Origin of the sequence: Tistrella mobilis, assembly GCF_041468085.1 — a bacterium.
In the GTDB taxonomy this organism is placed as follows: domain Bacteria; phylum Pseudomonadota; class Alphaproteobacteria; order Tistrellales; family Tistrellaceae; genus Tistrella; species Tistrella mobilis_A.
Window position 1 is genome coordinate 1,550,240 of sequence record NZ_CP121017.1, and the last position, 25,071, is coordinate 1,575,310.

General features: G+C 68.6%; 24 protein-coding genes and 2 tRNA genes. 14 read left to right on the forward strand and 12 right to left on the reverse strand.

The window, feature by feature from the left end; all coding sequences use genetic code 11:
• Positions 1–74: 74 nt before the first annotated feature.
• The 7 genes from P7L68_RS12845 to P7L68_RS12875 form a co-directional block, all read right to left on the reverse strand.
• Positions 75–1,034, reverse strand: a complete 960-nt coding sequence (locus P7L68_RS12845) for a PhzF family phenazine biosynthesis protein (RefSeq protein ID WP_372005974.1) — start codon at positions 1,032–1,034, stop codon at positions 75–77.
• A 105-nt stretch (positions 1,035–1,139) separates the two neighbouring features.
• Positions 1,140–1,730, reverse strand: a complete 591-nt coding sequence (locus P7L68_RS12850) for a peroxidase-related enzyme (protein WP_372005976.1) — start codon at positions 1,728–1,730, stop codon at positions 1,140–1,142.
• A gap of 78 nt (positions 1,731–1,808) precedes the next feature.
• Entirely contained in the window at positions 1,809–2,882 is a 1,074-nt protein-coding gene (aroC, locus tag P7L68_RS12855; protein WP_372005979.1) for a chorismate synthase, read from the reverse strand.
• Positions 2,883–2,927: 45 nt separating this feature from the next.
• Complete coding sequence (gene fabI / locus P7L68_RS12860; RefSeq protein WP_372005981.1) at positions 2,928–3,740, reverse strand: enoyl-ACP reductase FabI; 813 nt, start codon at positions 3,738–3,740, stop codon at positions 2,928–2,930.
• Positions 3,741–3,942: 202 nt separating this feature from the next.
• Entirely contained in the window at positions 3,943–4,896 is a 954-nt protein-coding gene (locus P7L68_RS12865) for a YihY/virulence factor BrkB family protein (RefSeq protein ID WP_372005984.1), read from the reverse strand.
• Entirely contained in the window at positions 4,893–5,831 is a 939-nt protein-coding gene (locus P7L68_RS12870; protein WP_372005987.1) for a DnaJ C-terminal domain-containing protein, read from the reverse strand. The genes P7L68_RS12865 and P7L68_RS12870 overlap by 4 nt, the downstream gene beginning before the upstream one ends.
• Positions 5,832–5,929: 98 nt before the next feature.
• On the reverse strand, positions 5,930–6,406 hold the full coding sequence (locus P7L68_RS12875) for an RT0821/Lpp0805 family surface protein (protein ID WP_372005990.1): 477 nt from the start codon (positions 6,404–6,406) through the stop codon (positions 5,930–5,932).
• A gap of 354 nt (positions 6,407–6,760) precedes the next feature.
• Between P7L68_RS12875 and pdxH the strand changes: the two genes are divergently transcribed.
• From pdxH to P7L68_RS12890, 3 genes are all read left to right on the forward strand, one after another.
• The gene (gene pdxH / locus P7L68_RS12880) at positions 6,761–7,354 is read left to right on the forward strand and encodes a pyridoxamine 5'-phosphate oxidase (RefSeq protein WP_296715359.1); all 594 of its coding nucleotides are present in this window, start codon (positions 6,761–6,763) and stop codon (positions 7,352–7,354) included.
• Positions 7,351–8,277 (forward strand): cation diffusion facilitator family transporter, encoded by a 927-nt coding sequence (locus P7L68_RS12885; protein ID WP_372005993.1) that lies wholly within the window; start codon positions 7,351–7,353, stop codon positions 8,275–8,277. The genes pdxH and P7L68_RS12885 overlap by 4 nt, the downstream gene beginning before the upstream one ends.
• 142 nt (positions 8,278–8,419) lie before the next feature.
• Positions 8,420–8,944, forward strand: a complete 525-nt coding sequence (locus P7L68_RS12890; RefSeq protein WP_372005996.1) for an adenine phosphoribosyltransferase — start codon at positions 8,420–8,422, stop codon at positions 8,942–8,944.
• Positions 8,945–8,956: 12 nt separating this feature from the next.
• Here the strand turns inward: P7L68_RS12890 and P7L68_RS12895 are convergent, their stop codons facing one another.
• Both P7L68_RS12895 and P7L68_RS12900 read right to left on the reverse strand, forming a co-directional pair.
• The gene (locus tag P7L68_RS12895) at positions 8,957–9,550 is read right to left on the reverse strand and encodes a DNA-3-methyladenine glycosylase I (protein ID WP_372005999.1); all 594 of its coding nucleotides are present in this window, start codon (positions 9,548–9,550) and stop codon (positions 8,957–8,959) included.
• Positions 9,543–10,472 carry a folate-binding protein YgfZ gene (locus P7L68_RS12900; protein ID WP_372006002.1) on the reverse strand — a complete coding sequence of 310 codons (930 nt, stop codon included), beginning with the start codon at positions 10,470–10,472 and terminating at the stop codon, positions 9,543–9,545. The genes P7L68_RS12895 and P7L68_RS12900 overlap by 8 nt, the downstream gene beginning before the upstream one ends.
• Before the next feature lie 164 nt (positions 10,473–10,636).
• Between P7L68_RS12900 and P7L68_RS12905 the strand changes: the two genes are divergently transcribed.
• Genes P7L68_RS12905 through asnB form a run of 4 tightly spaced genes read left to right on the forward strand, consistent with a single transcriptional unit; the run spans position 10,637 to position 15,804 of the window.
• A complete protein-coding gene (locus tag P7L68_RS12905) occupies positions 10,637–11,629 on the forward strand; it encodes a glycosyltransferase family 9 protein (RefSeq protein WP_372006005.1) in 993 nt (330 codons plus the stop codon).
• A complete protein-coding gene (locus tag P7L68_RS12910; RefSeq protein WP_372006007.1) occupies positions 11,626–12,864 on the forward strand; it encodes a glycosyltransferase family 4 protein in 1,239 nt (412 codons plus the stop codon). Before P7L68_RS12905 ends, P7L68_RS12910 begins: the two co-directional genes overlap by 4 nt.
• Positions 12,857–13,957 (forward strand): glycosyltransferase, encoded by a 1,101-nt coding sequence (locus P7L68_RS12915; protein WP_372006010.1) that lies wholly within the window; start codon positions 12,857–12,859, stop codon positions 13,955–13,957. The genes P7L68_RS12910 and P7L68_RS12915 overlap by 8 nt, the downstream gene beginning before the upstream one ends.
• A gap of 32 nt (positions 13,958–13,989) precedes the next feature.
• Positions 13,990–15,804 carry an asparagine synthase (glutamine-hydrolyzing) gene (gene asnB, locus P7L68_RS12920; protein WP_372006012.1) on the forward strand — a complete coding sequence of 605 codons (1,815 nt, stop codon included), beginning with the start codon at positions 13,990–13,992 and terminating at the stop codon, positions 15,802–15,804.
• Positions 15,805–15,819: 15 nt separating this feature from the next.
• Here asnB and P7L68_RS12925 read toward each other — a convergent pair whose 3' ends face one another.
• Entirely contained in the window at positions 15,820–16,917 is a 1,098-nt protein-coding gene (locus P7L68_RS12925; RefSeq protein WP_372006014.1) for a DUF1176 domain-containing protein, read from the reverse strand.
• 209 nt (positions 16,918–17,126) lie between these two features.
• Between P7L68_RS12925 and P7L68_RS12930 the strand changes: the two genes are divergently transcribed.
• A complete protein-coding gene (locus P7L68_RS12930) occupies positions 17,127–19,523 on the forward strand; it encodes an ATP-binding protein (protein WP_372006016.1) in 2,397 nt (798 codons plus the stop codon).
• Between the two features lie 98 nt (positions 19,524–19,621).
• Here the strand turns inward: P7L68_RS12930 and P7L68_RS12935 are convergent.
• Positions 19,622–19,696 (reverse strand) — tRNA-Thr (locus P7L68_RS12935).
• A gap of 109 nt (positions 19,697–19,805) precedes the next feature.
• A tRNA-Thr gene (locus tag P7L68_RS12940) sits at positions 19,806–19,880 on the reverse strand.
• Positions 19,881–19,977: 97 nt separating this feature from the next.
• Between P7L68_RS12940 and P7L68_RS12945 the strand changes: the two genes are divergently transcribed.
• The 6 genes from P7L68_RS12945 to P7L68_RS12970 all read left to right on the forward strand — a co-directional run bounded on the left by P7L68_RS12945 (position 19,978) and on the right by P7L68_RS12970 (position 25,024).
• The gene (locus tag P7L68_RS12945; protein WP_372006017.1) at positions 19,978–20,178 is read left to right on the forward strand and encodes a hypothetical protein; all 201 of its coding nucleotides are present in this window, start codon (positions 19,978–19,980) and stop codon (positions 20,176–20,178) included.
• A gap of 254 nt (positions 20,179–20,432) precedes the next feature.
• Positions 20,433–20,987, forward strand: a complete 555-nt coding sequence (gene dcd / locus P7L68_RS12950; protein WP_372006019.1) for a dCTP deaminase — start codon at positions 20,433–20,435, stop codon at positions 20,985–20,987.
• An 89-nt stretch (positions 20,988–21,076) separates the two neighbouring features.
• Positions 21,077–22,366 carry a UDP-N-acetylglucosamine 1-carboxyvinyltransferase gene (gene murA / locus P7L68_RS12955; RefSeq protein ID WP_372006021.1) on the forward strand — a complete coding sequence of 430 codons (1,290 nt, stop codon included), beginning with the start codon at positions 21,077–21,079 and terminating at the stop codon, positions 22,364–22,366.
• 59 nt (positions 22,367–22,425) lie between these two features.
• On the forward strand, positions 22,426–23,109 hold the full coding sequence (hisG, locus tag P7L68_RS12960) for an ATP phosphoribosyltransferase (protein ID WP_062765818.1): 684 nt from the start codon (positions 22,426–22,428) through the stop codon (positions 23,107–23,109).
• Entirely contained in the window at positions 23,093–24,394 is a 1,302-nt protein-coding gene (hisD, locus tag P7L68_RS12965) for a histidinol dehydrogenase (RefSeq protein WP_372006024.1), read from the forward strand. Before hisG ends, hisD begins: the two co-directional genes overlap by 17 nt.
• Before the next feature lie 108 nt (positions 24,395–24,502).
• Positions 24,503–25,024, forward strand: a complete 522-nt coding sequence (locus P7L68_RS12970; RefSeq protein WP_372006026.1) for a UPF0262 family protein — start codon at positions 24,503–24,505, stop codon at positions 25,022–25,024.
• Positions 25,025–25,071: the final 47 nt, after the last annotated feature.

Below are 25,071 nucleotides of genomic sequence, written 5' to 3' on the forward strand. Positions count from 1 at the left end.
GTAAAGAAATTTCCTTACCTCGTCAAGGCAGGGCCCGATGGGAGGGGGAGGCCAAGTGCCGCAGTGCCGTGCCGCTACCCCCGCGCCCGCAGCCCCGCGCCGGCGGCCAGGGTGAGGGGCAGGCGGCCGACGGCCAGCGCGGCGGCGGTGGTGCGCTCCACGTCCAGGCGGTTGAGGACGAGCCGGCCTTCGGAGTATTCGACCACCCGGCCGGTCAGCATCACATGATCCGGTCGGGGCATCACCGTCACCCGGCCGCGGCGGGGAGAGAGTTGCAGGCCGTCCAGCCGGTCGCGGGCCAGCATGTCGGCGAAAAGCGGCGCCAGACCGGCATGGACGATGCCGGTGACCGGATCCTCGGGCACGCCGAGCTTGGGAGCGAAGAAGCGGCAGACATAGTCGGCGCCATCGGCCAGCGCGGCGCCGTCGGCGAGGCTGGCGACCGCCACGGCCCGGGGCGGCAGGGCGGCAATGGCGTCGTCGTCGGGGCGGACCGCCTCGACCTCTGCCGGATCTTCCATCAGCACATACCAGTCGTGGCGGCCTTCCAGCACCGCGGCGGGGGCGACATCGCCCAGCGCTGCGGTGATCGCGCGCAGCAGCGCCGGGCGCGGTTCGATCCCGGTCAGCCGTTCGCGCGGCAGCGACAGGCACAGCCGGTCGTCCGCCTCCGGATCCCGGGCGACATGAAGCAGCCCGCCACGGGTGCGGAATACCACCGCCGGCGCCTCGGGGGCCAGCCTGCTCAACACCACATGAGCGGCCGCCAGCGTGGCGTGGCCGCACATCGGCATCTCGGTGGTGGGGGTGAACCAGCGCAGGTGGAAGGGGCCGGCCGCGGTGCCATCGCCGGTGCCGAACCCGGCCGGATCCTCGGGCACCAGGAAGGCGGTCTCGGACAGCCGGTTTTCGGCCGCGATCGCCTGCATCACCGGCACCGGCAGCCAGGCATCCATCAGGCAGACCGCCGCCGGATTGCCGGCGAACAGTCGCTCGGCGAAGGCATCGAGGTGAAAGATCCTGACGTTTCGCATGGCGGGACCATTCCTTCGCAAACTATGGGTTGCGTTTAAAAGGAATGATCACGCCAATTAAGATCATGAGGCAAGCGGCATTTGCGCGCTGCGGTAAATCTGTGGTCAGCGGTTCATATCGTGATATTCGTCGTTGGGCAGCATGTCGACCGCGCTCGCGATGCGGTTGGTCATGTTGTAGAAGCCGATGACATTGGCGAGATCGAAAATGTCTTCGACAGAAAAGCCTGCATCGCGCAACCGGGCCCGGTCGGCCTCGTCGACCAGCGTCGGGGTTTCGGTCACTTTGGCGGCGAAATCGAGCATCGCCCGGTGACGGTGCGACAGCGGCGCCACCCGGTAGTTCATCACCAGCATCTCGCCAAGCTTCGGGTCACCCGACAGTGCCCTGACCGCCTGGCCATGGGCGACCAGGCAGTAATAGCAGCGGTTGATCGACGAGACCACCACCGCGACCATCTCGCGCTCCAGTTTGTCGAGCCCGCTGTCGCCCAGCATCAGTTCGTTGTAGAAGCGGCTGAAGGTGCGGAATTTCTCCGGACGCAGCGTATAGGCCTGCAATACATGCGGGACCATGCCGAGCTTTTCGCGGCACTTCGCGTAATAGGCGCGGATATCATCGTCATTGCCGGCTTCGTCGGGGATGGGCAGGGCCATCACCTCGGGCTTCAGCTGCAGCGGCTTGTCGGCGGACATGGATGGGCGTCTCCCCGGTTCTTGTGTGATCCGGGGAGTATGCCTGCCGGGGCCGGGGCTGTCTTCAGAAGCCGGGCATCACCCGCCACATTGGCCGCGATGGCGCAGCAGGTGATCGGCCAGCACCACCGCCATCATCGCCTCGCCCACCGGCACCGCGCGGATGCCGACGCAGGGGTCGTGGCGGCCCTTGGTCACCACCTCGGTATCCGCGCCGTCGCGGGTGACGCTGAGCCGGGGGGTGAGGATGGAGCTGGTCGGCTTGACCGCAAAGCGCACCACCACCGGTTCGCCATTGGCGATGCCGCCCAGGATGCCGCCGGCGCGGTTGCCCAGGAAAGCGGGCTTGCCCTCGCGCATCCGCATCTCGTCGGCATTCTGCGAGCCGGTAAGACGTGCGGCCGCGAAGCCGTCGCCGATCTCGACCGCCTTGACCGCGTTGATGCCCATCATCGCCTTGGCGAGATCGGCATCCAGCTTGTCGTAGAGCGGATCGCCCAGCCCGACCGGCACGCCCTCTGCCACGACCTCGATCACGGCCCCACAGCTGTCGCCGGATTTGCGCAGCCCGTCCAGATATTCGGCCCAGCGCGCGGCGGTTTCGGCATCGGGGCAGAAGAAGTCGTTGCGGCCGGTCTCGTCCCAGTCCCAGCGGCTGCGATCGACGGCGATGCCGCCCATCTCGACCAGGGCACCGCGAATGGTGACGCCGTCACCCAGAACCTTGCGGGCAACGGCACCGGCGGCCACGCGCACCGCGGTTTCGCGCGCGCTGGACCGGCCGCCGCCGCGATGGTCGCGAATGCCGTATTTGGCCTGATAGGTGAAGTCGGCATGACCCGGACGGAACTTGTCCTTGATCTCGCCGTAATCCTTCGAGCGCTGATCGGTGTTGCGGATCAGCAGGCTGACCGGGGTGCCGGTAGTGAGGCCTTCGAAAGTGCCCGACAGGATCTCGACCTCGTCGGGCTCGCGCCGCTGGGTGGTGAAGCGCGACTGGCCCGGGCGGCGCTTGTCGAGGAAGGGCTGGATGTCGGCCTCGGTCAGCGCCAGGCGCGGCGGCACGCCGTCGACCACGCAGCCGATCGCCGGGCCATGGCTTTCACCCCAGCTCGTGAAGCGGAAAAGCTCGCCGAAACTGTTGCCTGCCATGGTCGGTCCGATCCTTCAAGATGTTGGTGTGAGAGAGATCTGTGGTCAGCTCAGATTGATGTCGGGCGCATCCTCGGCCTTCATGCCGACGATGTGATAGCCCGCATCGACATGCATCACCTCGCCGGTGATGCCGCTGCCCAGGTCCGAGAGCATCAGCAGCGAGGCGTTGCCGACCTCTTCGATGGTGACCGTGCGGCGCAGCGGCGAGTTCATCTCGTTCCAGCGCATGATGTAGCGGAAGTCGCCGATGCCCGAGGCGGCCAGCGTCTTGATCGGCCCGGCCGAGATGGCATTGACCCGGATGTTCTCAGGGCCCAGATCCGCCGCCAGATACTGCACGCTGGATTCGAGAGCCGCCTTGGCCACGCCCATCACGTTGTAATGCGGGATCACCCGCTCCGCGCCCAGATAGGAGAGCGTCAGGATGCTGCCGCCGTGCTGCATCAGCGGCCGGGCATACTGCGCCATCTGCACCAGAGAGAAGGCAGAGATCTGCATGGTGCGCAGGAAGTTGTCGAGCGTGGTGTCGACATACTTGCCCTTCAGCTGGTTCTTGTCGGAATAGGCGACGGCGTGCACCAGGAAGTCGAGCCGGCCCCAGGTCTCGCCGATCGCGTCGAACAGGGCCTTCATGCTGTCGTCGTCCGTGACGTCGCAAGGGGCGACCAGGGTTGCGCCAACCTCGGCGGCAAGCGGGCGGACCCGCCTTTCCAGCGCCTCGCCCTGATAGGTCAGTGCCACCTCGGCGCCGTTCGACGTCACCGCCCTGGTGATCCCCCAGGCGATCGAACGGTCATTGGCGACGCCGACGATCAGGCCGCGCTTGCCGGCCATCACGTTCGATTGAACGATCATGCGGTCCCCTCGCTGTATCCAGGCGGCCGGTCCAGGGAGGGGCCGGGGGCGCGGCCGGCCCTGGCGGACCATGATTTTGACAGGGTGCATCCTGCGGGTTGCGGACGTGCCTCGCAGCCGGCGGCCGGGCACAGGTGCGGCGCATCCTACACGAAACCACGGTCCGGTCAAATCGCCACCCGAAGGGCAGAAAAGGCGGATTTCAGCGCCATCCGGGCCGGTGCATGTGCCGTCGTGCGAGCCTGCGGGCTGCCGCATGTCGGTGCCGGTGACGGTCGATCCGCGACCGCACCGCGGCCCAATAGCCCCCCAGCAGGAAGACATAGGCCGCCAGGTACAGAAGCAGCAGGGTGGCGATCATGCTGCCCAGGCTACCATAGACCGCATTCATGCCGCCGGTCTGGCGCAGATAGACGGAAAAGCCGGTCAGCAGCGCCATCCAGCCCAGAACGATCGCCGCGGCCGGCGGCAGAAGCACCCGCCGGCGCGGCGGCAGCGCATCGGGCAGCAGGCGCAGCAGGCCCCAGACCACGGTGACCGTACCGATCAGCAGCAGCGGCGGGCGCAGGGTGTGGACCAGCCAGATCCAGGCATCCGACAGGCCGAAGAAATCGACCGCCGGCCCGATCACGATCGGCAGAAAGACCAGCAGCGCCAGCGCCACCGGCAGGGCCAGCGCACCGCCCGCCACCAGCATCAGGCTTTGCAGCCGCCGCTTCCAGAGCGGCCGGACCATCTTTACCCGGAAGGCGCGGTTCAGCGCATTGCGCAGGCTTTCGAGCGCATTGGAGGCGGACCAGAGGGCCGTCAGGATGCCGAAGGTCAGCAGCCCGCCCTTGGGGCCGAAGATGATCGTGTCGATCGGCCCGCGCAGCGCCTGGGCGACATCGGGCGGGAGGTAGTCGAGCAGGGTGAGGACGAAGGTATGAACCTGAACACCCTGGCCGACCGCGCCGGCCAGTACCACCAGCACGATCAGGAAGGGGAACATGGAAAACAGGCTGGCGAAGGCGATATGGCCGGCAATCTGGTCGGCGCCGTCGCGGCTGAAGCGGCCGTAGGTGACCGTCAGTTCGCGGACCCGCCGGTTGCTGCGCAACCGGCGGAGCAGGGGGCGGTAGAACGGGGTCTTTTCCGTCGGTGTCGTTGCCGTCATTCGATCCCGGCTCGCCGCCGGACCTGATCGTAATCCGCAGGCGGCTTCCACCGCTTCACGAATTCCGTCAGCGCGGGGTCGTCGCGATCGGGCAGGACCAGTTTCAGCACCACGAACAGGTCGCCGCGATCGCCCTTTTCCGCACCCATGCCGCGGCCCTTGAGCCGCAGCCGGCGTCCGCCCGAGGATCCGGGCGGCACGGCGACCCTGACCGGGCCATCCAGGGTGGGGACGACGATGCCGGCGCCGAGCACCGCTTCAGGCAGCGTGATGGGCACATCGATCAGGATGTCGCGGCCCTCGGCGCGGAACAGGGGGTGGGGGCGGACATTCACCTCAACCAGCGCATCACCGGCCTCGGCATTGCCGAAGCCGGGCATGCCCTGGCCGTTCAGCCGCAGCTTCTGGCCGTCACGGATACCGGCGGGCACCGCGACTTCCAGTTCACGGCCCTCGGGCAGGCGGATGCGCTTGCGGGTGCCGCGGGCGGCCTCGATGAATTCGACCGTCACGGTATAGGTGACATCGACCCCGCGGCGATGGATGCCGGTGCGGCCGCCACTGCCGCCGGCACTGGACGCGGTACCGGTGCCGGCTTCACCACGCCCGGCCTGGGCGCGGCGGCTGCGTGCGGGGTCGGTGAAGATGTCCGAGAAGAAATCGGCGAAACCGCCGCTGTCGCCGCCCTTGGGGCGCGGGCGGGCGCGGCCGTTGCCGGCGCTGTCGATCTCGCCGCGGTCGAAGGCGGCACGCCGGGACGGATCGGAGAGGATCGCATAGGCGGCAGACACGTCCTTGAACCGGCGCTCCACCTCGACATCACCCGGATGCAGATCCGGGTGATAGGCCTTGGCCAGGCGCCGATAGGCGGTCTTGATGGTGTCGGGCGTGGCATCGCGGCCCACACCCAATGTCTGATAAGGATCGGCGTTCACGCGGTCCCCCGTGGACATAAGCAGGCCGCCGCCGGATCAGGCGGCGGCCCGTGCCCAAGGGTCGTTGCGGCCGGCCCCTGCGTCAAGTGCGGAGACGTTCAGGAGTTGACGATCTTCCAGCTGCCATCCGGCTGACGGCAGGCGGTGCCGTAGGCCTCTTCGGTCTTGCCGCCCACATTCACGCGCTGGGTGAATTCGCGGCAATATTCGCCACTGGAGCGCTGATAGGTCTTGACCGGGGTGATCGTGCCGGAATTGCCGCTGTCCGGATTGCTCCAACTGGTGCTCTGCCCGGTGGGATTGCTTTCGAGCGCGCGCTGGCTGGCGCGCTCGGCTTCAAGCCGATCGGCGGTGTCGAGCGACTTGCCGAGTTCGTTGCCAAGGAAGGCGCCGAGCAGCGCGCCCGCGGCGGTCGCGGCCAGCTGGCCGGTACCCTTGCCGAACTGGGCACCGGCGACGGCGCCGCCGACGCCGCCCAGCACCGCACCGACACCCTGCTTGGTGCCCATATCGGACTGGGCGCAGGCGCCGAGGGCAAGGCCGGCTGCGACGATCAGGGGGATGAACGGCTTCATGGGAGTTTCCGGTAGATGATGTGTTGGGTGCGGGGATGTGTCGGGTGCGGGCGCCGCATCCGGGGCGCCGTTTCGTATCGGTGCGCATGGTAGCACGCGACCAGCCATGGCCAAGCGGCCTCGGCGTGTCAAATTTCGGTCGCACGGCGCCGCGAGGGCGACCCTGGCAAGATATCGGCTGCCCGCTCCCGTCTGCCAAGGGGTGCGACAGATGCGACCATGGAAGGGGGCAGGGGGGCCCGGCAGCGCTTGCCGCCCTGCCGGGTGTGGTGCATCTATTGAGCGGAGGGCCGGTTCGCGCCACCAGACCGCCTCCCGACTCCCCCGCCCATCATTCGCGGAGCCTTTGAAGCCATGTCCCTTCCCGAACTTGAAGATCCGTTCGAGCAGTTCGGCAAATGGTATGCCGAGGTGCGGGACGAACCCGCGATCACCGAGCCGACGGCGATGTGCGTCGCCACCGCCGGGACCGACGGTCTGCCGGCGGCCCGCATGGTGCTGCTGAAGGCCTGGGACCGCGACGGTTTCGTGTTTTACACGAATTACGAGAGCGACAAGGGCCGCGACCTGCTGGCCAATCCGCAGGCGGCGCTGCTGTTCTACTGGATGCCGCTGGGCCGGCAGGTGCGGGTGCAGGGCCGGGTGGAACAGGTGACCGCCGAAGAGGCCGATGCCTATTTCGGCAGCCGGGCCCGCGACAGCCAGATCGGTGCCTGGGCCTCGCGCCAGTCGCGGCCGATGACCGGGCGTTATGATCTTGAGAAGCGGGTGGCCGAATTCGCGATCAGGTTCAATGTCGGCCGGGTGCCGCGCCCCGATTACTGGTCGGGCTTCCGGGTGGTCCCGCAGCGCATGGAATTCTGGCAGGAAGGCCGCTTCCGTCTGCATCAGCGCCTGGTCTACCTGAAGGACGGGGACGGCTGGACCCGTCAGTGGCTGTTCCCGTGATCAGACCGCTGGGCGTTCTGGCGCCGCCCGATCCCGAGGTGGCGCGGCTGAAGCGGCGGGTGACGCTTGCCTCGCTTGCGGTCGCGCTCACCCTGGTGGCGCTGAAGCTCGCCGCTTCGATCACGACCGGATCGGTCAGCATCCTGTCCAGCCTGGTCGACAGCATATCGGATACGGGCGCAAGCCTGGTGACGCTGATCGCCGTGCGCCAGGCCATGCGCCCCGCCGATGCCCATCACCGCTTCGGCCATGGCAAGGCCGAACCGCTGGCGGCGCTGGGCCAGGCGCTTTTTGTCGCCGGCTCCGCCCTGCTGCTGTCCGTCGAGGCGGTGCGCCGGCTGATCGAGCCCGAACCGGTGGGGGAGGGGCCGATCGGCATCGCGGTGATGGTTTTCGCCATCGTGGCGACGCTGCTGCTGGTCCGCTATCAGGACCAGGTGATTGCGCGCACCGGATCACTCGCGGTCGGTGCCGACCGGCTGCATTATGTCGGCGACCTGCTGATCAATCTGGGCGTCATCCTGTCGATCCTGCTCAGCCAGTATGCGGGTGTGACCGAGGCCGATCCGGTGATCGCCGCGCTGATCGCGCTGCACCTGATCCGCGGTGCCTGGAAGATCGCGCGCGGGGCGCTGGATGCCCTGATGGACCGGGAGCTGCCCGAAGCCGAGCGGGCGGAGATCCGCCGGATCGTCCTGGCGGTGCCGGGGGTGCGCGGCATGCATGATCTGCGCACGCGGTCGTCCAGCGTGCACACCTTCATCCAGCTGCATCTGGAGCTGGACCCCGAAGCACCTCTTGCCGACGCGCATGGAATTGCCGATCGGGTTGAAACGCTGCTGCATGCGCGCTATCCCGATGCCGAAATCATCACCCATCTCGATCCGAAGGGCGTGAAGGAATTCGTTCCCACCTTCCGCTGATCGTATCGACGGTGGTGATATCGAAACATCTCCACTACAGGTTGTCGGTTTGCTAGGCTCGCATGGTGGATCGCAGAGCCGACCACCATGCGCCCCATGCCGTGCGCCCTGCCTGTCGACGTCCAGAAGGAAGACTGCCGCGATGGATCTTGCCAGCCATATCCGCCGGGTGCCCGATTTCCCGAAGCCGGGCATCCTGTTCTACGACATCTCGACCCTGCTGGCCCATTCAGGGGCCTGGCGCGAGACCATCGACCGGATGGCCGAGGCGATCCGTCCGATGCAGCCGGATCTTCTGGCCGGGATCGAAAGCCGCGGCTTCCTGGCCGCCGCCCCCCTGGCGCTGGCGCTGGGCAAGGGGTTCGTGATGGTCCGCAAGCGCGGCAAGCTGCCGGGGCGCACCGTCTCCCATGCCTATGCGCTGGAATATGGCGAGGATGTCGTCGAGGTGCAGGATGGCATGATCGAGCGCGGCCAGCGGGTGGTGCTGGTCGATGACCTGCTCGCCACCGGCGGTACCGCCGCCGCCTCGATCGAACTGCTGCGCAAGGTCGGTGCCGATGTGCCGGGTGCAGCCTTCATCATCGAACTCATGGGGCTGGGCGGCCGTGAGCGGCTGGACGTGCAGGATGTGCGGACCGAAACGGTGCTGCAGTTCCCGGCATAACACCCCGGACGGTCAGGCGCCGGCGCTGATCTCCGTATGACGCGGACAGGTGGTGAGGTGGTCGTTGACCAGCCCTGCCGCCTGCATGAAGGCATAGACCGTGGTCGAGCCCAGATGCCGGAAGCCCGCCTGTTTCAGCCGGCGGGCAAGCGCATCCGAAACGGCGGTCTTGCCCGGCACCTCGGCGCCGGTCGTGAAATGATTGGTCAGCGGCTGCCCGTCCACCGCCGCCCACAGAAAGGCGGCGAGGCCGGGCCCGCTGTCGCGCAGCGCCAGAACCGCCCGGGCATTGATGATGGTGGCCTCGATCTTGCCGCGATGGCGGATGATGCCGGGGTCGGCGAGCAGCCGGTCGATATCGGCGGGGCCGAACCGGGCCACGCGCTCCGGATCGAAGCCGGCAAAGGCCCGGCGAAAGCCCTCGCGCCGGCGCAGGATCGTGATCCACGACAGCCCCGACTGGAAGCTTTCGAGCGCCAGCATTTCGAACAGCGGCCGTTCTTCGCGCACCGGCACGCCCCATTCGGTATCATGATAGGCCCGATAGAGCGGGTCGGTGCCGCACCAGGGGCAGGGGCCGTGCACGGCTTCCTCCTGCTCAGCCATCGGTTCGCGGCCGGGCCGTGATGGTCAGCCCCTGGGCGGTGAGGGCGGGGCCGCTGCCGTCGGTGGCCTCGGTCGTGCGGTCGATGCGCAGCAAGGCGAGGCCGACAGGGCCGATCGCGCTGCGCAGCTGGCCGGCCTCGCGCTCCCCCGCCATCACCGGCGTGCCGGGGGCGGGAAGGGGCGTCCCGTCGGCGGCATCGACCACGAACAGCCGCTTGCGGACCTGGCCGCGGAACTTGCTGCGGGTGGTGACCTCCTGGCCGACATAACAGCCCTTGTCGAAGGCGACGCCGTTCAGCCGGTCCAGATCATGTTCAAGTGCCAGCCCCTGTTCGGGCGGCAGATCCTCGGGGCCTTCCGGCACGCCCGCCTCGATCCGGTGCAGATGCCAGGCGGCTTCCGGCACAGGGGCGAGACCGGTATCGGCCGCGAAGACCTCAAGCGCCGCCTCGGGCCCCCAGAGCCGCAGACCCAGGCCAGCCTTGCGCGGATCGGGCACCTGCAGCACGTCGTTGCCGTCACCCTGTACGACCGGCCCGGCACCCTGCACCCCCGGCCCGAAGGCGACGGCGACCGCAAGCCCGGTGGCGGGCGCGATCTTCACCTTTGCCCGCAGCTTGTAGAGCGTCAGCCGCCGGATCAGATCGGCGGCAAGGCCGGTTGCACATTCGACCAGCAGCCGATCGTTGCCGGCACGGGCGACGATCAGATCATGCAGGATCTTGCCCTGGGGTGTGAGCAGGGCGCCGTAACAGGCCCGCCCCTCGGCCACCGGGTCGAGATCGCCCGAGACCAGACCGTCGAGGAATTTGAGCGCGTCTTCCCCTTCCACCGCGACCAGGCTGCGGGCAGGCAGGCGGGTGAAGGCGGGGACCGTCGGCCGGAGGGGCAGGGTCGCGGTCGTCGTCGCGGGCTCGGTCATGGCGATGGATCCGGATCCTTGATGGGCGGCTGGGCAAGGTCGCTCAACAGTGGCGTCGCCGGGCCGATGGTTCAAGAGGCGACGACCGGCCGTGACCGGCCATGGTTGCGCCCGAACCCCCGCGCGCCCTATAACCGGCGGGATGCCCATCTTCGGGACCGCGCATGGACCTGCTGTTCATCACCTCCACCCGCATCGGTGACGCCGTCCTGTCGACGGGGCTGCTCGATCACCTGATCGCAACTGAAACCGCTGCCGGCCGCCCGGTACCGCGGGTGACGGTGGCCGTGGGTGCGCCCGCAGCGCCGCTCTTCGCCGGGGTGCCGGGGCTGGTCCGGGTGCTGCCGATCGTCAAGCGGCCCCGCGCCGGCCACTGGCGCGATCTCTGGCGGGCGACGATCGGCACGCGCTGGGATCTGGTGGTCGATCTGCGCGGATCCGCCATCGCCTGGCTGCTCCGTGCCCGGCAGCGTCGGGTGCTGTCGCGCCATGAAGACGGCCGGCACAAGCTCTATGAACTGGCCCGCACGCTCGATCTGGACCCGCCGCCGGCGCCGCGGATCTGGACCCGGCCGCAGGATCACGCCGCGGCTCTGGCGGCCTTTCCGGAAGGTTCGCAGCCGATCCTGGCGCTGGCACCGGCGGCAAACTGGGTGGGCAAGCAATGGCCGGCGGGGCGTTTCGCCGAACTGGTCGGCCGGCTGGCCGGGCCGGGCGGGGTGATGGCCGGGGCACGGGTGGCGGTGATCGCAGCCCCCCATGAACGCCCGCAGGCCGAACCGGCGCTGGCCGCCGCGCGCGCGGCAGGGCTGGAGGCGCCCGATATCATCGGTACCCTGCCGCTGCTGGGCGTGCAGGCGCTGCTGGAACGTAGCGCCCTGTTCATCGGCAATGACAGCGGGCTGATGCACATGGCGGCTGCGGCCGGCGCGCCGACCCTGGGCCTGTTCGGACCTACACCCGATGCCCTCTACGGCCCATGGGGCAGGCATGCCGTGGCGGTGCGCACGCCGGAGACCTATGACAGGCTGGCCGCTGAACGGCCGACCTCACCTGCCGATCGCTGCTATATGACCGGGCTGGCCACGGATACGGTGGAACGGGCGGCGGTGGCGCTGCTGGACCGTGTGGCGCGGCCGGGGCTGGTGTCGGCATGACGGCGCGGCCGGCCGGTCTCGCCATCCTGCTGCCACCGAGCGAGAGCTTCCAGGCGGCAAATGCCGGCGCCATCTCGCTCTCCGTGCGCGATTTCGTCCGCTTCAGCGACTATGCCCATCAGACCACGGTCTTCGGCGCCCGGGTCGACGACCCCTTCGCGGGCATCCGTTTCCACGGGCTTGCCACCCGCGGGCTGGCGGGCTCCCGCCGGGTCGCCTATCTGCTCTCGGCGACGCGGGCCCTGCTGGCATCACGCCCGAAGCTGATCGAGGTTCACAACCGGCCCGAATTCCTGCCCTGGCTGATGCGGGTGGCGCCCGGTGCGGGTTTTGCGCTGTTCCTGCACAACGACCCCCAGGCGATGCGCCGCTTCCGCAGCCCGGCCGAACGCCGGGCACTGCTTGCCCGGCTCGACACGGTGTTCTGCGTCAGCGGCCATATCCGCACCCGGCTGCTGGAGGGTGTCGACGATCCGGCGTCGGCCCGCAAGGCGGTTGTTTGCCCGATCGGCTTCGACCTGCCGGTCTTCGACGCCAGGCGGGCGGCGATTGCGCCGCCGCGGGACCCGGTGGTGCTGTTCGTCGGCCGGATCGTGAAGGACAAGGGGGCCGATCTGTTCGTCGAGGCCGCGGCCGCGGCGCTGGCCGGCCGGCCGGGCTGGCAGGCGGTCATGGTGGGGGCCGACCGGCCGCCGGAAGGGGCGACTGCCCGTGCGGCGGCGCTGTCGCCTTTCGAAGCGGCGGTGCGGGCGCGGGTGGCGGCGATCAATGCCGGCCGTGACCGCCCGCTGATCGAGATGACCGGTTTTCGCACCTATGATCAGGTGCTCGACCTCTATGGTCGGGCGGCGATGGCGGTGGTCCCCTCGGTCTGGGACGAACCTTTCGGCCGCACGGCGGTGGAGGCGATGGCCATGGGCTGCCCGCTGATCGCGACCGAACGCGGCGGCCTGCGGGACATCGTCCATGGCGCCGGGCTGACGCTGGACCCGGCCACGCCCGATGCGCTGGCAGCCGCGATCGGCATGCTGGCCGATGATCCCGCGCGCCGCGAGACCCTGGCGCGGAACGGCCGTGCGCATCTGGACCGGCAGGGCTACGATATCCGCGATGTCGCGGCCGGGATGGACCGGACCCGCCGCGACCGGCTGGGGCCGCCCGTGCCCGCCCCGCCGGTTTCGACTTCCGGGAACCCGCCTCGCCCCCCGCTAACCCGACGGACGGATGATGCCTGATACCGAACAGCCGCGACCTGCAACCGCCCCGGACCGCCCCATCCTGCAGAGGGACGGCCGGCCGCTCCGGGTGATGCAGCTCATGGCGGGTGCCGCCCATGGCGGTGCCGAAGCCTTTTTCGACCGCCTGGCCATCGCCTTTCATCGCGCCGGCGTCGAGCAGGTGATTGCGGTCAGGCCGCATGAAGAGCGGATGACGAAGCTGAGGGCCGCGGGGCTTGACCCCAAGGGGCTGCGCTTCGGCCGCCATTTCGATCTGAAGACCTGGTGGACGCTGCGGCGGATGGTGAAGCGCTTCCGCCCGGACATCGTTCTGACCTGGATGAACCGGGCAACGGCCGCCTGTCCGGCGGGTGATTTCGTCCATGTCGCCCGGCTGGGCGGCTATTACGACCTGCGCCATTATCGTGGCGCCGATCATCTCGTCGGCAATACCCGCGACATCGTCGCCTATCTGCGCCGCAAGGGCGTGCCGGCCGATCGCAGCCATTACGTGCCGAATTTCGTGGATGCAACGCCGCTGCCGGCCGAGCCGCGCGCCCGCTGGGGCACGCCCGAGGATGCGCCGCTGATCCTGGGTCTTGGCCGGCTGCATCCGAACAAGGGCTTCGACGTGCTGATCCGGGCGGTGGCGCAGGTGCCGCGCGCCCATCTGTGGATCGCGGGTGTGGGGTCGCTGGAAGACGATCTGCGGGAACTGGCGCGGTCGCTGGGCGTCACCGACCGGGTGTCGTTCCTGGGCTGGCGGGCCGATGTCGCCGCCCTTTATGCCGCGGCCGATGTCTTCGTCTGCTCCTCGCGCCATGAGCCGTTGGGTAATATCGTGCTGGAGGCCTGGGCGCATCGCGTGCCGGTGGTCGCGGCCGCATCCCAGGGGCCGTCGGAGCTGATCGCCCATGGCGTGAACGGCCTGCTGGTGCCGGTCGACAATGATACGGCCATGGCCGCGAGCATCGAGACGGTGCTGCGCGAGACCAGGCTTCGCGAGACCATGGTCGCCGGCGGCCGGGCAACTTATGAGGGGCATTTCACCGAGGCGGCGGTGGTCCGGGCCTATGCCGATCTTTTCGCCCGCATCCTGCCCGCCCGCTGACCGGGACCCGCTGATCGAGAGGACCGCCCCCCATGTGTGGCATCGCCGGCATCATGACCCGCGACGGCAGCCCGCCTGCGGCAGAGCTGCTCGACCGTCTGGCCCGGGGACTGGCTCATCGCGGGCCCGATGGTCATGGGGTGACGGTGCGGGGCTGCGTGGGGCTGGTCCATACCAGGCTTGCCATCATCGACCTCGTCACCGGCGATCAACCGCTGCTCTGGCCGCTGGATCCCGATGCCGGCGATGCGGGTGATACACTCGCACTGGTAGGTAACGGCGAAATATACAACTATCGCGAGCTAAAGGCGGACCTGGCCGGCCGGGCCTTCCGCACCGGATCGGATTGCGAGCCGCCGTTGCCGCTCTATCTGGAGCAGGGGCTGGACGGGCTCGACCGGCTGCGCGGCATGTATGCGCTGGCCATTCACGATCCGCGGCAGGGCGGGCGGCTGGTGCTGGCCAGGGACCCCTTCGGCATCAAGCCGCTCTATTATGTCGAAGGCCCGTTCGGTCTTGCCTTCGCCTCTGAGCCGGGGGCGCTGATCCGGGCCGGGCTGGCGGGGGCGGCGCTGGACGATGCCCGCATCCTGGAACTGCTGCAGCTGCATTTCACCACCGGCGCCGATACCGTGTTGCCGGCGATCCGGCGGGTGCTGCCCGGTGAGCGGCTGGTGGTGGAGGCGGGGCGGGTGGCGGCCCGCCGGCAGAGCCCGGCCCTGCCGCCGGCCGATGCCCGGCCTGATCCCGACCCCGGCCGCGACATGGCGGCGGCGGTGGAGGCTTTCGATCGGGTGTTCGAGCAGGCGATCGACCTGCACCAGCGCAGCGACGTGCCCTATGGCCTGTTCCTGTCGGGCGGCATCGACAGTGCCGCGGTGCTGGCGATGATGGCCCGGCTGAACCCGCGGCCCGTGACGGCCTTCACGGCGGGCTTTGCCGATGGCGGCGTCCATGACGAGCGCGCCCAGGCCCGCATCGTCGCCGGGGCTGTGGGGGCCGAATTGATCGAAACCCTGGTCACGCGCGCGGATTTCGAGAGGATCGCCCCGCTTGCGGCGCAGGCGCTCGACGACCCGACGCTCGACTATGCCGTGTTGCCCAGCTTCAGACTGGCCGAGATCGCCCGCCCGCAGGTCAAGGTGGTGCTGTCGGGCGAGGGTGGCGATGAACTTTTCGCCGGCTATGGCCGCTATCGCCGGGCCGCGCGCTGGCGGCTGCTGGGGGGGCGGCCGATGCGGCGCAAGGGCGATCTGGACGGGACGGGGCTGCTGCGTCCTGAATACGAGGCGGCGGCCGCGCGCTGGCGCGACGGCCTGGCTGCGGCAGAGGCCGCGGCGGCGCGGGCCGGTGGCAGCCGGCTGCGCCGGCTTCAGGCGGTGGACTGCACCGACTGGCTGCCCAACGACCTGCTGCTGAAGCTGGACCGGATGCTGATGTTCAACGGCATCGAAGGGCGCACGCCCTTTCTCGACCGCGGGGTTGCAGGGTTTGCACTGCCCTTGCCCGACCGGCTGAAAATGGATGGCCGGCGCGGCAAGCTGGTGCTGCGTCATTGGCTGGCCCGCCATCTGCCGGCCGCTACCCCCTTCGCGCCCAAGCGCGGCTTTACCGTGCCGGTCGGCGCCTGGATCGCGGCCGATGCCGACCGTCTGGGCCATCTGGTGGCGGACGAGCCTCTGATTGCCCGGCTGGCGCGGCGCGAGGCGGTGATCGATCTGTTCCGCGATGCCGGCCGCCAGGGCCAGCGCGCCTGGGGGCTGCTGATGCTGGCGCTATGGCATCGCATCCATGTGACCGGCGGCGCGCCCTGCGAGAGCATCGCCGCCACACTCGCCGAGACCTGAACCGCCTTTTGCCGGTCAATCGATCCCTTCCACCTTCGCCCGATACACGACCGGCCAGTCGTCCCAGACGATGCCCTGGCAGATGCCCATCATCTCCATGCCGGCCAGGCTGAAACGCGCGCCGTCCCACACCCAGCGGGTGCCGACACCGCAATCGCCGATACCACGCCCCTTGGCGAAGCTGGTGAGCGTGCGGGTGGCCGGATCATAGGCGGGATTGACCGGCTGGAAGGCTTCGCCATCCAGACCATCGGGCGCATCGTATGCCGCCGGCAGCGGATCACTGCCATCGGCGGCGACGAAGAGGTCATAGGCAATATTGTAGGCGCCTGAGAAGCAGGCCCGGCCGTAGAGGATATGGGTGTCGTCCAGGCGCTCGACGATCGGCTCGAACTGATCCGCGGCGGCGGCCTCGCAGATTTCATCGTCCTGGGACGGGTTCAGGATGGCCGGGCGCGCGGCCGGGATCGGCCGTGCGGACGCCGGTGCCGCGCGCACGACCGGCAGGTCGGGGACCGGCGGCACGGTCTCGGCCGGCTTCTGGCCGGGTTTCCAGGCGGCTGTGACCGTGCCGACCCGGCCCTGGGTGTCGTCGACGAACAGCATCGCGGCTGCCGATCCCGAGAGCGAGATCCGGGCCGTGACCGGCGTGGCGACGGCCCCGCCCGACAGGGTGACCGGCAGGATGTCGGCATGACGCAGCCGGTCGAGCAGGCCCGGCAGGGCCTCCGCCGGCAGGTCGGCCAGCACGACGCCACCCTCGATCCGCGCCGGTACCGTTACAACCGGCGCCTTGCCGTCACCCTGCACCACGAGCGTCGCCGACCCGTCGATCGCCTGATCGGTCAGGGTCATGCCGATCCGGGCGGTAAGGGGGGCTGCTGCTGCGCCGTCCCGGCTGAGCCTCAGCCAGGCGCCGTAGTGGTCATCGGCGGACTCCATCTCCGGCCCATAGGCTGAACACGACCTGAGGTTGTCACATGCAACCCACCAGTCTTTAAAGCTGCGGTCGTTGATGGCGGCGGCCGGAGAGGCAGCAGACAGCAGAAGCGGGCCGGCGAGGGCGAGCCCGGCAAGCAGGGGGGCCGCGGTCAGCGAGGGGCGACGGATCATGACATGTTCCGGACAGGCGGGTTGGAGGGGCCGCCATTCTGAAAGCTTCTGCGGGCTGCGGCCAGTGTCCGCGCTGTGGCGACCGCCGGTGTCCCATCGCGTATCAGCTTCGCGTGTTGCGGGTGGTGCGCGTGATAAGCGTAAAATATGATGAAACGCCACAGGTTCTGCCGCTACACTCGACCATCCCTGTGACGGGCCGGAGACGGATGAGCGAACAGCACTCCACACGCACGGGTCCTCAGCCGGAAGGAGAGGCCGGACATGTCCTGCCGCGCCGCGGCTGGCGCGGTCTGCCGCGCTGGTCGCCCGGACGCTGGCGGCTGATCCACGCGCTGATCGTGGCGGCAGTGGCCGTGTTCCTGCTGTTTGCGGGCGTGGGAGCGGTGCAGCTGGTCTCTGCCTATGATCAGCCGCTCAAGGATGCGGCGGTTCGCGCCGAGGGGACGGCACGTCTGCTGGCGGAACATGCTGCCCGGACGCTTGAAGGGGTGGAGCTCACGCTTGGCCGCGCGGTCGACATCGTGGCGGCCGGCACGCCCCCGGTGGCGGATGGCGGCACCGGCGATGAGGCGCGACAGCTTCAGGCCCGGCTCGGGACGATCATCCGCAACGGCACCACATTGAGTGCGATCTGGGTGATCGATCGCGAGGGGCGGATCTATTTGCATACGGGGGTCTTTCCCGCCCCGCCCGTCGACCTTTCGGGCATGGCCGCCGTACAGCGGCTGATGCTGAGTCCGTCGGCAGGGCCGGTGGCGGGGGCGCTGGGGGATGCGGGCACCCGCAAGGAAGTGTTCCTGGCCCGGGCCCTGACGGACGAAGCCGGCGGTTTCACGGGGGCCGTGGTGGCGGTGATGGATGCCGACCAGTTCGCGGCGCTCTATCGCAGCGCCTCAATCGGGCCGCACGGTCGGGTGATGCTGCTGTCGACCACAGCCGGCGGCGTGATGGCCGTTGCCCCGGAACTGCCGGATGAGACGCATCAGCGGATGGCAGACCTTGCGGGCATGGTGCAGCCGATGCCGGCCGGCGCTGACAGGTCCGGTGCCGGCCGGCCGGTGCTGGTGGGGGATGGCGATCCCGAGGGCCCCTGGGTCGCGGCCGTGGCACCGGTCCACGGCCGGGACATGGAGGTGGCCGTCCTGCTTGCCACTGCCGATGCCCTGGGCGGATGGCGGGCTTCCGTGTGGCGCACGGCGGGGCTGACGCTGATCGTGGCGGCGGGGCTGGCCTGCACGGTGCTGATCGCACGCAGCACCGTGTCGCGGCCGCTCGACCGGCTGTGTGCCGCGGTGCGGCGGGTGGAACAGGGCAGTTTCGACCGCCCCGTCGGCGGCAGCGGCGGCATCCGCGAAATCGAGGACGCCATGGCCGGCATCGAGCATCTGCGCCTGTCGCTGGCCCATCTGACCGACCATCTGAACGCCGAAGTGGAGGCCCGTACCCGCGAACTGGAAGAACGCAGCCAGCAGTTCAATGCGGCGCTGGAGAATGTCTTCCTGGGCCTTGCCATGTTCGACGGCGAACGCCGGCTGGTGGTATGCAATCAGCGCTATCGCGAGCTGTTCGGGCTGAGCGAGGATCTGGCCTGCCGGGGGACCACGCTGCATGCGATTCTGGAACATGCGGCACGAGCCGAGGGGTATGTCGTAACCGAACTGGGCGACATCCTGTCGCGGCGGTTGGCGCGACTGGCGACGCGCGAGATCCGCACCTGGTCAGAGGAACTGCGTGACGGCCGGATGCTGGATCAGTTCGTCCGGCCGCTGGCGTCGGGCGGCGCGCTGGTGGCGGTTCAGGATGTGACCGAGCAGCGCCGCTTCGAACAGGCGCTGATGGAAGCCAAGATGGTCGCCGAGCGGGCCAACCGCGCCAAATCGGAATTCCTGGCCAATATGAGCCATGAACTGCGCACGCCGCTGAATGCCATCATCGGCTTCTCCGAGATCATCGGCGCCGAGATGTTCGGCCCCGTGGGCAACCCGCGCTATGCCTCTTACGGGCGCGACATCGCGACCTCCGGCCGGCATCTGCTGACGTTGATCAACGACATCCTGGACCTGTCCAAGGCGGAATCCGGACGGATGAGCGTGGCCGTGACGGATGTGTCACCAGCCCGCCTGGCAGAAACCTGCCTCAGGATGATAGAGACCCAGGCGCAGGAAAACGGTGTCCGGCTGGTGACCGAGGTGCCCGAGGACCTGCCGCGGCTGCGCACCGACGAACGCCGCCTGGTTCAGGTGTTGATCAATCTTCTGTCCAATGCCGTGAAGTTCACACCGCGCGACGGCATGGTGTCCATGCGCGCCAGCATCGCCGGCGACCGGCTGATCCTGGTGGTGGAAGACACCGGTATAGGCATGACGCCCGACGAGATCGAGGTCGCGCTGAGCGTCTTTGGCCAGATCGAAAGCGCCATGCATCGCCACCATCACGGCACCGGCCTCGGCCTGCCGCTTGCCGCCCGTCTGGTGGAGCTGCTGGGCGGCCGTTTCGACCTGACCAGCACACCCGGCGTCGGCACGCGGGCGGTGGTGGTGCTGCCGCTTGACGGCAGTACCCCGGCATCGGTGCGGGATGTAGAGATGAGCGGGGTGTCCTGACCCTGCCGACCGCTTCGCCGCAGGTTCGGACGCAAAAAAACCGCCTGGAGAACAGATCTCCGGCGGGTTACGGATAGCAGATCTGCGCCAGTTGGAAATGGTGCCGCCGGCGTGGATTGAACACGCGACCTCTCCCTTACCAAGGGAGTGCTCTACCACTGAGCTACGGCGGCGCCTCTGGCGAAGCGGGGCGGAACCTGCCATGAAATCGGAAGAGCCGCAACCGGATTTTTCCGGAAGATCATCCTGTTTTCGGACGGGTCCGTGGTCATTCGCGGAAGCTGGTGCCGCCGGCGTGGATTGAACACGCGACCTCTCCCTTACCAAGGGAGTGCTCTACCACTGAGCTACGGCGGCGACGCTCGCGAATGTGGGCGGGGTGTGCCATGTTTCCGGGCGTCATGCAACCCTGTTCTTCATCGAACCCTTATCCGACCGCAAGGCCAGACGCCCGATGACCGACCGCGAGCCGATCGAAACCACTGATACGACATCGAAAACCACCCGCGAACCCAGGCCGCGCCCGAACGAGACCGAAGCGGCCCGCCAGGCCGCCGCCGAACGTCGGGCACGGCAGGCGGCGCAGCTGCGGGCCAATCTGGCCCGGCGCAAGGCCCAGTCCCGCGACCGCGCGGCCGAGGAGGAAGGGCTCTGACGCCCCTGCCGCCGACGCAATGGAGGGTTCCGCCAACGCGGCGTTGAGCCGTGCTGCGGCGTCGTCTATAAGTGGCCGGCTGCCCCCGGGGCAGCTTCGGGCCTGCACCGCCCGCCCGTTCGTGCCCGGCCCGCACCGTCTTGCGCGGACCAGATGCCGCGGGCGGCGGAATGCGGCCCATCGCCTGTTGCCAGACTTCGCCTGTTGCCAGATGCGGGCCCGCGCCCGTCGCCAAACGTCCGGGAGACGCCCCGATGTCGATCATGTCCGATCTGTGGATCCGCGAAACAGCCTTGAACGAGGGGATGATCGAGCCCTTCGTCGAGAAGCAGGTCCGCGAGGGCATGATCTCTTATGGTCTGTCGTCTTACGGCTATGACGCTCGCGTCGCCGACGAGTTCAAGATCTTCACCAATGTCGACAGCGCGGTGATCGATCCGAAGCAGTTCTCGGATCAGAGCTTCGTGGACCGCAAGCTGGATGTCTGCGTGATCCCGCCGAACAGTTTCGCCCTGGCCCGGACGGTGGAGTATTTCCGCATTCCCCGCGACGTGATGGTGATCTGCGTCGGCAAGTCGACCTATGCCCGCTGCGGCATCATCGTCAACGTGACGCCGCTTGAGCCGGAATGGGAAGGTCATGTGACGCTGGAATTCAGCAACACGACGCCGCTGCCGGCCAGGATCTATGCGGGGGAGGGCGCCTGCCAGTTCCTGTTCCTGAAGGGTGACCGCCCCTGCGAGACCTCGTACAAGGACCGGCTGGGCAAGTATATGGGGCAGCGGGGCGTGACCCTGCCGCGCCTTTAAGCGTGGCGCCGCCGGTGACCGTACTGAATTCGGCTGCACTGCAGCAGGCATCGTCCCTCGATCCCACTCTCAGGCAGAACGGGGCAGGCATGGACAGCATCCGCATCCGCGGCGGGCGGCCGCTCGAAGGGGTGATCCCGATCGGGGGCGCCAAGAATGCGGCGCTGCCGCTGCTGGCTGCCGCCCTGCTCACCGAGGACCGGCTGGTTCTCTCCAACCTGCCGAGCCTCGCCGACATCACCACCATGGTGAAGCTGCTGGCCCAGCACGGGGTGATCTGCGCGATCGACGAGACCCGCGATGCCGCCAATGGCGGCCGGGTGATCACGCTCGACGCCGGCCGGATCGGCAACACCACCGCCCCTTACGATCTGGTGCGCAAGATGCGCGCCTCGATCCTGGTGCTGGGGCCGCTGCTGGCGCGGGTGGGGGAGGCGCAGGTCTCGCTGCCCGGCGGCTGCGCCATCGGTACCCGTCCGGTCGACCTGCACCTCAAGGGCCTTGAGGAACTTGGCGCGGTCATCGAACTGGAAGGCGGCTATATCCATGCCACGGCGCCCAGGGGGCTGAAGGGCGCGCATATCCGCTTCCCCTTCGTCTCGGTGGGGGCGACGGAAAACCTGCTGATGGCGGCGGCGCTGGCCGAGGGCACCACCGTGCTCGACAATGCCGCGCGTGAGCCCGAGATCGGCGATCTGGCCCGCTGCCTGATGGCGATGGGCGCCCGCATCGAGGGCATCGACACCGAGACGCTGACCATCCACGGCGTCGCCCGGCTGCACGGTGCCAGCCATGCGGTGCTGCCCGACCGCATCGAGGCGGGCACCTATGCCATCGCCGGTGCGATCACCGGCGGCGATGTTGAGCTGACGGGGCTGGATGCCGGGCTGATCCGGTCGGTGCTCGACAAGCTGGAAGAGGCCGGCGTACGGGTAACGCAGACGGCGCGCGGCGTGCGCATCGCCCGCACCGACGGACCGCTGCGTGGCACCGACGTGATGACCCAGGTCTATCCCGGCTTCCCCACCGACATGCAGGCGCAGTTCATGGCGCTGATGACGGTGGCCGAGGGCGCGGCCATGGTCACCGAGACGATTTTCGAGAACCGCTTCATGCATGTGCCGGAACTGCACCGCATGGGCGCCAACATCGTGCTGCACGGCGCCTCGGCGCTGGTGCGCGGCGTGCCGCGGCTGAACGGGGCGCCGGTGATGGCGACCGATCTGCGCGCCTCGTCGTCGCTGGTGCTGGCCGGTCTTGCCGCGCGCGGTGAAACCCTGGTCAACCGCGTCTATCACCTGGATCGCGGCTACGAGAACATCGAAGCCAAGCTCGCCGCCTGTGGCGCCGATATCGTCCGGATCGCCGGCGGCGCCTGATCGTTGCCCGCCCCCGCCCGCCACGCCCGCGGACAGCCAAACCCGAGGACAGGTCAGAGATGAGCCCCGCCACCACCGCCCGCCGCGGCCTGACGATCGCCCTGCCCAAGGGGCGCATCCTGAAGGAAGTGCTGCCGATGATGGCGCGCGTCGGGATCGAGCCGGAGCCCGACTTCTTCGATGATGCCTCGCGCAAGCTGGAATTCGAAACCAGTGTGCCGGACATCCGGCTGGTGCGCGTGCGCAGCTTCGACGTCGCAACCTTCGTCGCCTTCGGTGCCGCCGAGATCGGCGTCTGCGGCCGCGACGTGATCATGGAGTTCGACTATCCGGAACTCTATGCGCCGCTGGACCTGAATATCGGCCGCTGCCATATCGCCGTGGCGGAACCCGCCGATCTGGCCCATGGCGACGACCCCCGCCGCTGGAGCCATGTCCGCGTCGCGACCAAATACCCCCATGTCACCCGCGCCCATTTCGCGGCGCGCGGCGTGCAGGCGGAGTGCATCAAGTTGAACGGGGCGATCGAGCTTGCGCCCAAGCTTGGCCTCTGCCGGCGCATCGTCGACCTGGTTTCGACCGGATCGACGCTGAAGGCCAATGGTCTGGTCGAGATCGAGACCATTGCCGAGGTGACCTCGTATCTGGTGGTCAACCGCGCGGCGCTGAAGACGCGGCCGCAGCTGGTCGGTACCTGGATCGACCGTTTCCGTGAGGTGGTGAACGATGCCGTTCCGGCTTGACGTCAACGACCCGTCCTTTCCCCAGGATTTTCAGGCCCTGCTGGGCATGAAGCGCGAGACCACGGCCGAGGTGAACGATGCCGTGCATGCGATCCTGGAGGATGTGCGCCTGCGCGGCGATGCGGCGGTGCTTGCCTACACCGCCCGCTTCGACCGGATGACGATCGATGCCGAGCGGCTGGCGATCACTTCCGAAGAGGTCGATGCGGCGCTCGCCGCCTGCCCGCATCATCTGATCGACAGCCTGGAAACCGCCGCCGAGCGGATCCGTGCCTATCACGCGAAGCTGGTGCCGGAAGACCTGGACTATGTCGACGAGACCGGTGTGCGGCTGGGGGCACGCTGGCGGCCGGTCGCCGCTGCCGGCATCTATGTGCCGGGCGGGCTTGCCGCCTATCCGTCCTCGGTGCTGATGAACGCGATCCCGGCGCGGGTTGCGGGCGTCAAGCGCATCGCCATGGTGGTGCCCACCCCCGGCGGTGAGATCAACCCGCTGGTGCTGGCCGCCGCGCGGATCTGCGGCGTCGACGAGATCTACCGCATCGGCGGCGCCCAGGCCGTGGCGGCGCTGGCCTATGGCACCGAGACGGTGGCGCCGGTCGACAAGATCGTGGGCCCGGGCAATGCCTATGTCGCGGCGGCCAAGCGCCAGGTCTTCGGCACGGTCGGTATCGATATGATCGCAGGCCCGTCCGAGATTCTGGTGGTGGCGGATGCCGCCAATGATCCGCGCTGGATCGCCGCCGATCTTCTGTCCCAGGCCGAGCACGACACTGCCGCCCAGTCGATCCTGATCACCGATGATGCGGGCTTCGCCGACCGGGTGGCGCAGGCGGTGGACGATCTTCTGGCGAAGCTGCCGCGCGGCACTATCGCCGCCGAGAGCTGGAACACCAATGGCGCGATCATCGTGACCGGTGATCTGGCCCAGGCCGCGCCGCTGATCGACAGCATCGCGCCCGAACATCTGGAACTGGCGGTGGACGATCCGGATGCGCTGGCCGCCCGGGTCAACAATGCCGGCGCGATCTTCCTGGGACGCCATACCCCGGAGGCGATCGGCGACTATGTCGCCGGGCCGAACCATGTGCTTCCCACCGCACGCAGCGCGCGTTACTCTTCGGGCCTGTCGGTGCTCGACTTCATGAAGCGCAGCTCGCTGATCGCCTGCGACGAGAACTCGCTGCGCGTGATCGGCGGCCATGCGATCAGCCTGGCCGAAGCGGAAGGGCTTGGTGCCCATGCGCTTTCGGTGGCGATTCGCCTGGATGTGGCGGACGACTGATCCGCGGCGCAGAGGGGGCGGGCATCCGGTAGAGTTAAGGGGCCCGCCGCCGTTCCGGGGCGGACCTCTCCGACCCACCGCCGACCGCCGTCAGGAGTCAGCGCCCCCATGACCGACAGTCCCGAGCCAGAGCCCACCGATCCGGAACCCCGCCGGCCCGCCGATCCGCGGATCGCCAATCTGACCCTCGATCAGGGCAGCGTGCTTGCGTGGAGCCCGCAGGTTGAGCACGAGCGCAAGGTGGCGATCTTCGACCTGCTGGAGCAGAACCATTTCGTGCCGCTGGGGGTCGAGTCGGACGGTCCCTTCGATCTGCTGCTCAGCATCCAGGACAACCGGCTCTATTTCGACATTTCCGAGACCGGTGGCCGTCAGCTGACCCGGATCACCCTGCCGATCACGCCGTTCCGCGGGATCGTGAAGGATTATTTCATGATCTGCGAAAGCTATTTCTCCGCGATCAAGACCCAGAGCCCGTCACAGATCGAGGCGATCGATATGGGCCGGCGCGGTATTCATAACGAGGGCTCGGAACTGCTGCGTGACCGGCTGGAGGGCAAGGTGGAGCTTGACCTCGATACGGCACGGCGCCTGTTTACCCTGCTTTGCGTGCTTCATATCCGTCAATGAGGGGCGGGGCTGGGCTGCAGGTACCGGCCGGAACGGGAAGGCTGCGG